General features: G+C 73.3%; 5 protein-coding genes. 2 read left to right on the forward strand and 3 right to left on the reverse strand.

Translation table 11 applies throughout. The annotated features are described in order from the left end of the window. Positions 1-105: 105 nt before the first annotated feature. Entirely contained in the window at positions 106-2,760 is a 2,655-nt protein-coding gene (locus ACIPYQ_RS28075) for a TIM-barrel domain-containing protein (RefSeq protein WP_401256355.1), read from the reverse strand. 221 nt (positions 2,761-2,981) lie between these two features. On the opposite strand from ACIPYQ_RS28075, the gene ACIPYQ_RS28080 reads away from it, so the two are divergent. Together ACIPYQ_RS28080 and ACIPYQ_RS28085 are read left to right on the forward strand one after the other, a co-directional pair. Next, positions 2,982-4,958 (forward strand): acetoacetate--CoA ligase, encoded by a 1,977-nt coding sequence (locus tag ACIPYQ_RS28080; protein ID WP_401256358.1) that lies wholly within the window; start codon positions 2,982-2,984, stop codon positions 4,956-4,958. Between the two features lie 68 nt (positions 4,959-5,026). Continuing rightward, the gene (locus ACIPYQ_RS28085; protein ID WP_361769323.1) at positions 5,027-5,929 is read left to right on the forward strand and encodes a hypothetical protein; all 903 of its coding nucleotides are present in this window, start codon (positions 5,027-5,029) and stop codon (positions 5,927-5,929) included. Positions 5,930-5,998: 69 nt separating this feature from the next. Here ACIPYQ_RS28085 and ptsP read toward each other — a convergent pair whose 3' ends face one another. Both ptsP and ACIPYQ_RS28095 read right to left on the reverse strand, forming a co-directional pair. Beyond that, entirely contained in the window at positions 5,999-7,669 is a 1,671-nt protein-coding gene (gene ptsP, locus ACIPYQ_RS28090; protein ID WP_401256361.1) for a phosphoenolpyruvate--protein phosphotransferase, read from the reverse strand. Positions 7,670-7,748: 79 nt separating this feature from the next. Next, a complete protein-coding gene (locus ACIPYQ_RS28095; protein ID WP_361769327.1) occupies positions 7,749-8,198 on the reverse strand; it encodes a PTS glucose transporter subunit IIA in 450 nt (149 codons plus the stop codon). Between the last annotated feature and the right edge of the window lie 455 nt (positions 8,199-8,653).

An 8,653-nucleotide genomic window follows, 5' to 3' on the forward strand; every position in this document is an offset into this window, starting at 1 on the left:
CCCACTCGGCCGGCGGCCAATCCAGCCTCGCCGGCGTTTGAGGCGCGGGGTCCGGGGCGGAGCCCCGATCTTGAACCGCGCCCACCCACTCGGCCCCACCCGCCCCTACAGCCCCCGCACGGTGACCCCCGTGGAGACGGAGCCGCCCGCCTCCGTCTCCACCACCACCTCGTCCCCGGCCCACCGCACGGTGTACCGCTCGACCGTGCCCGCCTCGAACCCCGGCCCCGGGTCCCGGATCACCACCCCGCCCCCCGTACGCCCCCGGGCCGGCGCCCAGACCTCCAGCTCCACCCCGTCACCCCCCGCGGAGCGCACCGGCAGCAGGGCCCCCGCCCGCGCCAGCACCGGAATCCGCCCCTGCGGGGCGTCCAGCAGGATCTGGCCCGGGCCCTCGTACGCCGTCCCGGTCGCGGTGTCGTACCACCGGCCCCGCGGCAGCCGTACCGCCCGCCGGTCCGCCCCGCACTCCAGCACCGGGGCGACCAGCAGCGCGTCGCCCAGCAGGAACGCGTCCTCGCAGTCCCGCAGCCGCCGCTCCTCCGGCGCCCCCCACCACACCGGCCGTACGTACGGGGCCCCCGTCCGCCGCGCCAGGTGCGCCAGCGTCACGAAGTACGGCCGCAGCCGCTCCCGCTCCGCCATCACCGCCGCCGCCTGCTCCGCCGCCTCGGGCCCGAACTCCCACGGCTCCCGCCGCCCCGCCCAGATCGCCGAGTGGGTCCGGAACAGCGGCAGGTACGCCCCCAGTTGCATCCACCGCACGTACAACTCCGGTGACGGCGAACCGCCGAAGCCGCCGACGTCCGGGCCCGAGTACGGCACCCCGCACAGGCCGAGCCCCAACACCAGCGCCAGCGAGGCCCGCAGCCCCTCCCAGCTGGTCTCCACGTCACCCGACCACGTGCCCCCGTACCTCTGCATCCCCGCCCAGCCCGACCGGGAGAACAGGAACGGCCGCTCGGCGGGCCGCAGCCGCACCAGCCCCTCCCACCCCGCCCGCGCCATCCCCAGCGCGTACACGTTGTGCCCCTCGCGGTGGTCCCCGCCGGCCCCGTCCATCGTGTGCCGCGCCGACCGCGGCAACGTGGCGTCCCCGAACGGCGCGAAGGACACCGGCTCGTTCATGTCGTGCCAGAAACCGGAGAAGCCCTGCGCGAGCCGCTCCTCGTACAGCCCGCCCCACCAGTCCCGTACGGCCGGATCCGTGAAGTCCGGGTACGCGCACTCGCCCGGCCACACCTCGCCGCGCACCTCCTCGCCCCGCGCGTCCCGCACGAAGGCACCGGCCGCCCCGACCGCCCGCCCCGACACGTGCACCGCGTCCCCCGTCTTCACCGCCGGGTCCACGATCGAGACCAGCCGCACCCCCTGCTCCCGCAACTCCCGGGCCAGCCCCGGCAGATCGGGAAAGGCCCGCTCGTCCACCGTGAACACCCGGTGTCCGTCGTAGTGGTCGATGTCCAGGTGCACGGCCGACAGCGCGAGCCCGCGCGACGCGTACCCCTCGACCACCCGCCGCACCTCCGCCGCGCTCCCGAACCCCCACCGCGCGTGCTGGTACCCCAGCGCCCACTCCGGCGGCACCGCGGCCGCGCCCGTCAGCGCCGACCAGCCCTGCAGCACCCGCGCCGGCGTCCCCACCAGCACCCAGCACCGCAGCGGCCCGCCCTCCATGCGCAGCTCGCTCGCACCGGGGCGGTCCGCCCCCGAGCCCGCCCCCTCCTCGCCCTCCCGCAGCACCACCCGCCCGTCCCAGGTGTTGTCGTGGAACACCAGGTGCGTTCCCGCGTCCGCGACCACCATCTGCACCGGCATCGTCAGGTACAGCGGATCGACACCCGGCCCGAAGCCCCCCTTCGGGTCCGTGTTCCACAGCCGGTACGCCCCGTCCCGCAGCCGCGGCCCCGCGGCCCGCCCGCCCAGCCCGAAGAACCGCGCATCGGCCGCCACCTCACTGCGCTGCACCCACCGCCCCCCACCAGAACCCACCCCCGGCCCGCCGGCCCCGCCTTCACCAGAGCCTGCCGCGCCAGCGCCGGCCCCGCTCCCACCAGAGCCCGCCGCGCCAGCGCCGGCCCCGCTTCCACCAGTGCCCGCCGCACCGCGGCTGGCCCCGCCTTCACCAGTGCCCGCCGCACCGCCGCCGGCCCCGCTTCCACCAGAGCCCACCGCGCCAGCGCAGGCCCCACTCCCACCAGAACCCACCCCCGGCCCGCCGGCCCCGGCCGCATCCCCCGTCGGATCGGTCCCGCCCGAGGCGGCTCCGGCCCCCACTGCAGCCTCCCCGGCGAGGGGAACCGGCTCCCACCACCGCGGCGGCGCCTCCCGCCGCAGCACCGTCCCGCCCGGAGTGCGCACCTCCACCGCCCCGTGCCGGGACACCGCCACCGTCACCCGCTCCGACACCACCCGCCAGCCGCCCCCGGTGTCCGGCTCCAGCACGGCCCGCGGATCCGGCTCCGGCCCGTCGCCCACCACCGCGTACGAGGGCGTCGGCCCGGCCCCGTCCCAGCCCCAGAACACCGCGCCGCCCGCCATGACCCGTACCAGCAGCTCCGAGCGCGCGAACCGCAGTACGCCCCCGCCCGGGTGGGGCTCCGTACCGGTCAGCAGACCCGGCACGCGCGCCCGCTCCGCGCCCCGGCGCGGGAGCCCCACCGTGTCCGCACGCCGGTGGCGCCAGGCCGAAAGCCAGGCGCGCCGTCCGCGCTCCGTACCGATGTCCTTCACCGCACGCACCAGATCACGACCGTTCATGCCGCTCACCCTGCCACCGGCCCCCGGCCGAGGGGACGGCGTTCAACTGCCGTTCACCCGCCAGCGGCACCCTCCGCAGGTCACCCGACCGGCCAGGACAACCCTGGTGCAGCGGTCGATCACATGGCATCGTCCCTGTGAGCCGCCGCGCGTACACCCCCCGCGCGATGGCACCGTACGCACACGAAGCGCGAGCCGCAGACTTGACCGGGAGCCGACCCATGACCTCAGCCACGCAGCCGGAACCCCTCTGGGCGCCGGGCCCCGACCGGATCGCCGCGGCCCGCATCACCGCCTTCCAGGCCTGGGCCGCGACCCGTTTCGGAGCCCCCGCCGACGGGGGGTACCCCGCCCTGCACCGCTGGTCCGTCGACGAGCTCGACACCTTCTGGCAGGCCGTCGCCGAATGGTTCGACGTTCGCTTCACCACCCCGTACGAATCCGTCCTCGCCGACCGCTCCATGCCGGGCGCACGCTGGTTCACCGGGGCCACCCTCAACTACGCCGAGCACGCCCTGCGCGCCGCCGAGGACCCGGCCCGCGCCGGCGACCCCGCCCTGCTGTACGTCGACGAGAGCCACGAGGTCACGCCGGTCAGCTGGGGCGAGCTCCGCCGCCAGGTCGGCTCGCTCGCCGCCGAACTGCGCGACCTCGGCGTACGCCCCGGCGACCGGGTCAGCGGCTACCTCCCCAACATCCCCGAGGCCACCGTCGCCCTCCTCGCGACCGCCGCCGTCGGCGGCGTCTGGACCTCCTGCGCCCCCGACTTCGGCGCCCGCAGCGTCCTCGACCGCTTCCAGCAGGTCGAGCCCGTCGTCCTGTTCACCGTGGACGGCTACCGCTACGGCGGCAAGCAGCACGACCGCCGCGACACCGTCGCCGAACTCCGCGGCGAGCTGCCCTCCCTGCGCGCGGTCGTCCACATCCCGCTCCTCGGCACGCCCGCCCCCGAGGGCGCCCTCGACTGGTCCGCCCTCACCGCCGCCGACACCGAGCCCGTCTTCGAGGCGGTCCCCTTCGACCACCCCCTCTGGGTGCTCTACTCCTCCGGTACGACGGGCCTGCCCAAGGCCATCGTCCAGTCCCAGGGCGGCATCCTCCTCGAACACCTCAAGCAGCTCGGCCTGCACTGCGACCTCGGGCCGGAGGACCGGTTCTTCTGGTACACCTCCACCGGCTGGATGATGTGGAACTTCCTCGTCTCCGGACTGCTCACCGGTACGACCGTCGTCCTCTACGACGGCAGCCCCGGCTACCCCGACACGGGCGCCCAGTGGCGCATCGCCGAGCGCACGAAGGCCACCCTCTACGGCACCTCCGCCGCGTACGTCATGGCCTGCCGCAAGGCAGAGGTCCACCCGGCGCGCGACTTCGACCTGTCCGCCGTGAAGTGCGTGGCCACCACCGGCTCCCCGCTCCCGCCCGACGGCTTCCGCTGGCTCCACGACGAGGTCGCCGAGGACCTCTGGATCGCCTCCGTCAGCGGTGGCACCGACGTCTGCAGCTGCTTCGCCGGCGCGGTCCCCACGCTCCCCGTCCACATCGGCGAGCTCCAGGCCGCCTGCCTCGGCACCGACCTGCAGGCCTGGGACCCGTCCGGCAAGCCCGTCATCGGCGAGGTCGGCGAGCTCGTCGTCACCAACCCCATGCCGTCCATGCCGATCCACTTCTGGAACGACCCCGACGGCAGCCGCTACCGCGACAGCTACTTCGAGATGTTCCCGGGAGTCTGGCGCCACGGGGACTGGATCACGATCACCGACCACGGCTCGGTGATCATCCACGGCCGCTCCGACTCCACCCTCAACCGCCAGGGCGTCCGGATGGGCTCCGCCGACATCTACGAGGCCGTCGAGCGGCTCCCTGAGATCAAGGAATCCCTGGTCATCGGGCTGGAGGAGCCGAACGGCGGCTACTGGATGCCGCTCTTCGTGCACCTCGCCCCCGGCGCCACCCTCGACGACGACCTGCGCGCCCGGATCAAGGCGACGATCCGCGAGGAGCTCTCCCCGCGCCACGTCCCGGACGAGATCATCGAGGTCCCGGGCATCCCGCACACCCTCACCGGCAAGCGCATCGAGGTCCCGGTCAAGCGCCTCCTCCAGGGCGCGTCCCTGGCCAAGGCGGTCAACCCGGGCTCGGTGGACAACCTCGACCTCCTCCACTTCTACGTGGAGCTGGCCCGCACCCGCGGCTGACCCCGACGTCACTGTCAGTGGCGATGATTACTCTGAGTGAGCAGAAGATCGCATACTCAGGGGGAGCCATGCCACGCAGGAACGACCACGACACGGACAGGCGCCGCACGCTGCGCCGCGAAGTCCCCAGCACCCTCGGCCTGCTGGCCGACGCCGGGGACTTCGCGGCCATGTGCGGCTACCGCAGCTTCACCTTCGACCACCCCGCCGACTACGCCGAGTACCTCCGCCACGTCGACGGCCTGCTCCGGTCCCTCGCGGCCCGGGGCATCCACACCACCGTCGCCCTCTTCGACCCCGACGAGTACGCCGAGTACTGCGGGGAACACGGCCTTGACCCCGACACGGCCGAGACCCGCACCCGATTCACCGCGGAGCTCGGCGGCGGCAGCGCCGTCCTGCCGTACACCGGCCAGCCCGTGGACGAGATCGTCCCGCTCCTCGTCGACGAGGCGGTCCGCCAGGCCACCTGGGAGTACGCCACCACCCTCCTCGCCGGAATCGGCCGCTGCGCGGACTGCGGCGAGGACATCGGCCACGCCTCCTTCGACCGCGCCTCCGACGCGCTCAAACGCCTCGTCTCCGGCGCCGGCCCCGGCCACCACCACTTCGTCTGCAGCATCCCCACCGAAGCGGAACAGCTCGTCGCCGTCCTCCACGCCGAGACCACCGAGGACCCGGACACCCCACCCCGCATCGAGGGCCGCGAAGGCCTCGACTTCGTGACGGTCCTGGCCGCCGGGCTCGCCCAGGGCGGACCCGGGGGACTGGTGGTGCGGAGCACCACCGAGGGCCACCGCGACCGGGTCCACGGCTGGCGCCTGGACCGCGGCCGCCTCGTCGCCCTCTCGGCCGCGGCCGTCTTCAACGCCTACTGCACGGACGCCGACACGGGGGAGCCCGTAGCCCCCGAACCAGGCGTCGAATACTGCCCGGGCTATGACGTCGACACGCCAGGCCCCCACCACTAGAGCGGCCGGAGACGCCCGAGGGGCCCTCGCCACCGGCGAGAGCCCCTCGGGGAACGACGATCCGTCCGGCTATTCGCCGGAGAGCACCGCCTGCGCGGCCACGCGGGCCTCCTCGGCACTGTCCGCCGCCCGGGCGGCCGCCGCGGCACGCTCGCACTGGGCGAGCGTGTACTTCGCGAGCGTCGCCCGCACATAAGGAATCGACGCGGCACCCATCGACAGGGAGGTGACACCCAGACCCGTCAGCACACAGGCCAGCAGCGGGTCCGAAGCGGCCTCACCACAGACACCGCAGCTCTTGCCCTCGGCCCTGGCGGCATCGGCCGACATGGCGATGAGGTCGAGCAGCGCCGGCTGCCACGGGTCCTGCAGCCGCGACACCGCACCCACCTGCCGGTCCGCGGCGAAGGCGTACTGCGCGAGGTCGTTCGTGCCCAGCGACAGGAACTCGACCTCCTGCAGGATCGAGCGCGCCCGGAGCGCGGCGGAGGGGATCTCCACCATCGCGCCGAACTTGGCCTTGAGGCCCGCCTCGCGGCAGGCGTCCGCGAACGCCTTGGCGTCGATGCGGTCGGCGACCATCGGGGCCATGACCTCGAGGTAGACCGGCAGCCCCTCGGCCGCCTTCGCCAGCGCGGTGAGCTGCGTACGCAGCACGTCCGGGTGGTCCAGCAGCGAGCGCAGCCCGCGCACGCCGAGCGCCGGATTCGGCTCGTCGGCCGGAGTCAGGAAGTCCAGCGGCTTGTCGGCGCCGGCGTCCAGCACCCGCACGACGACACGGCCCTCGGGAAACGCCTCGAGCACCTTGCGGTAGGACTCGATCTGCTTCTCCTCGGACGGCGCCTTCTTGCTGTCGTCCAGGAAGAGGAACTCGGTGCGGAACAGGCCCACACCCTCCGCCCCCGCCTCGACGGCCGCCGGCACGTCGGCGGGACCGCCGACATTGGCCAGCAGCGGCACCTTGTGACCGTCGGAGGTCGCACCCGGGCCCGACGAGGCGGCGAGGGCCGCCCTGCGCTCGGCGGCCGCCGCCGCCAGCTCGGCCCGCTTCTCGGCCGTGGGCTCGACGAACAGGTCCCCGGTGCTGCCGTCGACGGCGATGACCGTGCCCTCGGCGATCTCACCCGCACCCGGCAGCGCCACGATCGCCGGCACGCCCAGCGCCCGCGCGAGGATCGCGCTGTGACTGGTCGGCCCACCCTCCTCGGTCACGAAACCGAGGACGAGCGCCGGGTCCAGCAGCGCCGTGTCGGCGGGAGCCAGGTCCCGCGCGATCAGCACGTACGGCTCGTCGCTGTCGGGCACACCCGGCATCGGCACACCGAGCAGCCGCGCCACGATGCGGTTGCGCACGTCGTCCAGGTCGGCCACCCGGCCGGCCATGTACTCGCCGGCCCCCGCGAGCAGATCGCGGTAGGCGGCGAAGGCGTCGTAGACGCCCCGCTCGGCGGTGCTGCCGACGGCGATCCGCCGGTCGACGTCCGCCATCAGCTCGGGGTCCTCGGCGATCATCGCCTGGGCCTCGAGCACGTGCTGGGCCTCGCCACCGGCCAGCTGGCCACGCGCGATCAGATCGGCCGCCACCGCACTCACCGCCTGACGGGCGCGCCCCTGCTCGCGCTCCGCCTCGTCCGCAGTGATCTGCTTGGCCGGCGGCTCCAGGACCGCCGTGCCCATGTGCCGGACCTCGCCGATCGCCACACCGTGGCTCACGCCGACGCCTCGCAGCGTTGTCTCCATTTCACCCGTCTCCGATTGAGCGGCGGGCCGACCCGCCGCGGTGGATGTCCGACTCACTCGCCCATGACGGGCGGAATCGTCACTGCCAGCTGAAGAGTGCGTCGTCAGCCTTCACGTCGCCGGAGTCGACGACGTCGGAGAGGGAATCGGCCGTCGCCTCGAGCGCCACGACGGGGCAGATGGGCGACTTGCCGGCGGCCTCGACCGCAGCGGGGTTCCAGCGGATGACGGCCTGGCCGCGGGTGACGGTGTCGCCCTTGTTCACGAGCAGCTCGAAGCCCTCACCGTTGAGCTGGACCGTGTCGATCCCGAGGTGCGTGAGTACGCCGTGGCCCTCGCTGTCGACTACTACGTACGCGTGCGGGTGCAGGGAGACGACCACACCGTCGACGGGGGACACCGCCTCCGAGGGCTCGCGCACGGGATCAATAGCGGTGCCCGGTCCCACCATCGCGCCGGAGAACACCGGATCGGGCACTGCCGCGAGTCCGATGGCGATCCCGGCAAGTGGGGACGTCACGCTGGTCATGGGGGCCTCCCAGGGGTGGGGCTCATCGTGTCGCCGTCACTGCCTGTCGCGAACGGCGTACTCTTCTGAAGGATATGTCACTTGATGTTCGGGTTCGCCCGATGTAGGTCCCGATCCGGGCTGGCCCTTCGGCACGGAGACTAGTGGACTAGACCGGTGGACTAGACCATACGCCTGAATCGATTTGCTTGGGCACCATGGGGCCTGTACTGTCGTGACTCCCGCCAGGACGCCTCGTGTGAACTTCTCGCGAACGGCAGATGGACGGGACTCCTCCTCTCATCAGCGATCTTGATCTCCATCCGTCTTTTCGTATGCCTTTTCGGTAATACGGCGAGTGGTCGGAGAGCCGGGAAATCGCTGATAGAGTCGGAATCGCCGGAAAGGGAAAGCGCGAAAGCGCAGGAACTGGAAAGCGCCGAGGAAGTCGGGCCCGAAAGAGTCTGATAGAGTCG

The sequence above is a fragment of the Streptomyces sp. NPDC090045 genome (assembly GCF_044747975.1).
Classification (GTDB): domain Bacteria; phylum Actinomycetota; class Actinomycetes; order Streptomycetales; family Streptomycetaceae; genus Streptomyces.

Coding starts and splice junctions, on each gene's coding strand:
- ACIPYQ_RS28075 (WP_401256355.1), bottom strand. CDS start 2,760: ATGAACGGTCGTGATCTGGTGCGTGCGGTGAAGGACATCGGTACGGAG.
- ACIPYQ_RS28080 (WP_401256358.1), top strand. CDS start 2,982: ATGACCTCAGCCACGCAGCCGGAACCCCTCTGGGCGCCGGGCCCCGAC.
- ACIPYQ_RS28085 (WP_361769323.1), top strand. CDS start 5,027: ATGCCACGCAGGAACGACCACGACACGGACAGGCGCCGCACGCTGCGC.
- ptsP (WP_401256361.1), bottom strand. CDS start 7,669: ATGGAGACAACGCTGCGAGGCGTCGGCGTGAGCCACGGTGTGGCGATC.
- ACIPYQ_RS28095 (WP_361769327.1), bottom strand. CDS start 8,198: ATGACCAGCGTGACGTCCCCACTTGCCGGGATCGCCATCGGACTCGCG.